The 2,933-nt window shown below is 74.5% G+C and carries 2 protein-coding genes; both read left to right on the top strand.

Annotated elements, in window-relative coordinates:
* A partial coding sequence (locus tag VIB55_RS10205) for a BamA/TamA family outer membrane protein (protein ID WP_331876554.1) occupies positions 1-2,496 on the top strand: 2,496 nt, incomplete at its 5' end.
* 5 nt (positions 2,497-2,501) lie between these two features.
* Positions 2,502-2,933, top strand: a 432-nt coding sequence (locus VIB55_RS10200; protein WP_331876553.1) for a hypothetical protein, incomplete at its 3' end; no start/stop codon positions are given.

Below are 2,933 nucleotides of genomic sequence, written 5' to 3'. Positions count from 1 at the left end.
GCCGCCCTCCCCGGGGCGGCGTTCGCGCAGGACAGCACCATCGTCGTCCCCGGCCCGGAGTACGGCGCCGGCTCCACCCGCGCGTTCCTGCTGGGCACCAGCTACCGCGACCTGTGGACGACGCCCGTCCGCGTCCCGGTGCTGAACCTGCGCACCTTCGCCGGCGGGCTGACCCCCACGGAGCGCGGCGGCGGCAATCAGACCGTGTCCCTGCGCTTTCGCGGCGCGGATGGAAAGGAGTACGCCTTCCGTTCCGTGAACAAGCGGCAGTGGCGGGCGCAGGAGGCAGACCTCAGGGGCACCGTCGTCGGGCGCGTGCTGCAGGACCAGGTGAGCTCGCAGCAGCCCAGCGGCCTCGTCGTCTCCGGGCGGCTGATGGACGCCACCGGCGCCCTGCACGTGGACCCCGTGCTGTTCGTGATGCCCGACGACCCGCGCCTGGGCGAGTTCCGCCAGGAGTTCGCGGGGATGCTGGGCACGGTGGAGGAGCGCCCCGCGGCGCCCTATGCCGGCGCGGCGGAGGTCGAGGGCACCGAAAACATGCTGAAGGCGCTGGAGGAAGGTCCCGGCAACCGCCTGGCGGACGAGGAGTTTTTGACGGTGCGGCTGCTGGACCTGGTGATGAACGACTGGGACCGCCACGCCGACCAGTACCGCTGGGCGGGGATCGACTCCGGCGGCGTGCGGGTTTGGCGGCCGATCCCCCGCGACCGCGACTACGTGTTCGTGGACTACGACGGGTTCCTGATCGGCCTCGCGCGGTCCGCGCTGGACAAGGCGGTGGCGTTCGGGCCGGCGCCGGAAACCCTGGGGCTGGTGGACCAGGGGATCGAGGTGGACCGGCGGATGCTGGGCGAGCTGGACCGCGCCGACTGGGACTCGGTGACGGCCGCCCTCCGCGCCCGGCTGACGGACCCCCTGATCGCCCAGGCCGTGCGCCTGATCCCGGCGGAGCACTGCGCCCTGCGCTGCGAAGAGATCGAACGTACCCTGCGCGCGCGCCGCGACGCGCTTCCCGCCGCGGCGGCGGAGTTCTACGCGCTCCTGGCCCGCGAGCCCGAGGTCTATGGCACCGACGCGGCGGAAACGGTGGTCATCGACCACATGGGCGACACGCTGGAGGTGCGCATCCATGCGGGGACGAACGGCACGCTTGGCGAGCCGCACTTCCGCCGCCGCTTCGCCGCGAACGAAACGCGCGAGGTGCGGGTGTGGATGCACGGCGGCGACGACCGCGCCGTCATCCGCGGCCAGGGTCCGATCCTGGTCCGGCTGCTGGGCGGCGGCGGGGACGACGTGTACGAGAACGAGAGCCGCGGCGCGCGCACCGTCATCTACGACGACCGCGGGCATAACCGCTTTCCCGCAGGCCCCGGCGTGGTGGTCGACACGCGCGAGTACGAGGCACTGGAGGCACCCCGGGGCGAGGGGATCGATCCCCCGCGCGACTGGGGCGCGAGCAGCGCCCTGTTCGCGCCCTACGCCGCCGTCCGCCCCTACGCCGACCTGGTGATCGGCGGCGGGCCGTCGCACACGCGCTACGGCTTCCGGCGCTATCCCTGGGCCACGCGCTGGTGGGCGCGCGGGCTGTGGGCGCCCCTGTACGGCCGCTTCGGCGTGGAGGCGTTCGCCGCCCGGCGGGCGACGGGAAGCGCCGTCTCCGGCGGCCTCTTCGCCCGTGCGTCTGACCTGGAGGCGACGGCGTTCTACGGCTTCGGCAACGACACCGAGCAGCAGCCGGGGCTGGGGCGGCGCGACTACATCGTCTGGGAGCGCCAGCTGCTGGTGGAGCCCACGCTGGTGGTGCCGTTCTCCGAGCGATTCACCGTCACCACGGCGCTGGTGGGGCGCTACACCGATCCCGAGGTGCGGTCCGGCACGCCGGCGGCCGCCCTCGACAGCGACGACGTGCACGGGACGGACACCTTCTTCGACGTGGGCGCGCGCGGGGCGGCGTACTGGGAGGGGCGCGACGACCTGACGTATCCCCGCCGCGGGTTCACCCTGGCGGCCAACGCGGACGTGTTTCCCGGCGTGGCCGACGCCCTGTTCGACGAGGCCGACCGCGGCGGGTTCGCCCGGGCGGGCGGCGTGGGGACGGCGTACCTGTCCGCCGGGCGCGGGCCCGTGCTGGCGCTGCGGGCCGGGGCCCAGGCGACGTGGGGCTACTTTCCCCTCCAGTACGCGTCGTTCATCGGCGGCTCGCCCTCGCTGCGCGGCCACGCCATGCAGCGCTTCGCCGGCGACCGGGCCGCGTTCGGCGGGGCCGAGCTGCGCACCGTGCTCACCCGCGCCAACCTGCTGGTGCGCGGCGACCTGGGCGTCATCGCCCTGGCCGACGCCGGCCGCGTCTGGTACGGCGGCTCCGACGAAGGCGGCTGGCACACGGCCGTGGGCGCCGGCGCCTTCTTCCGCTTCCGCCAGCAGGCCGTGAGCGTGGTGTACGCCCGCGGCGAAGACAACGTCGTGTACCTTCGGATGGGACTGCCGTTCTGAGCACGATGCACCACGACGCCCCGCTTCCCGACGGCCCCGCCTCCAGCCGGTACGAGCCGGGCACCCCCGGCGCGCTGGACCGCATCGCCACGGACCCCGCCCCCGACACGCTGGCGGCGGGGCCCACGCGCACCGCCTCGTTCCGCGACGTCTACTTCGACACGGAAGAGGGCGACCTGGAGCGCCGCGGCGCCTGGGCGTGCGTGCGCCACCACGGCCACGGGGCCGCCACCTTCGCCGTCCGCACCGGGCACGAGGCCGAGTACGGGCGCATCGTGGCGCTCGACGGGGTCGAAGGCGATCCCGCGGCGCTCTTCGCGGGGAACACCGAGCCCGCCGTGCTGCTGCGCGCGATCGTGGACCCGGCCCGTCTGGTGCCGCGGGTGGAGATCGAGACGCACCGCCGCGTGCGCCCCCTCTCGTCCCCGGAAGGCGAC

Source organism: Longimicrobium sp. (assembly GCF_036554565.1).
GTDB lineage: Bacteria > Gemmatimonadota > Gemmatimonadetes > Longimicrobiales > Longimicrobiaceae > Longimicrobium.
The sequence above is the reverse complement of the archived record's forward strand: the minus strand, read 5'-3'. Positions and strand labels throughout refer to the sequence as shown.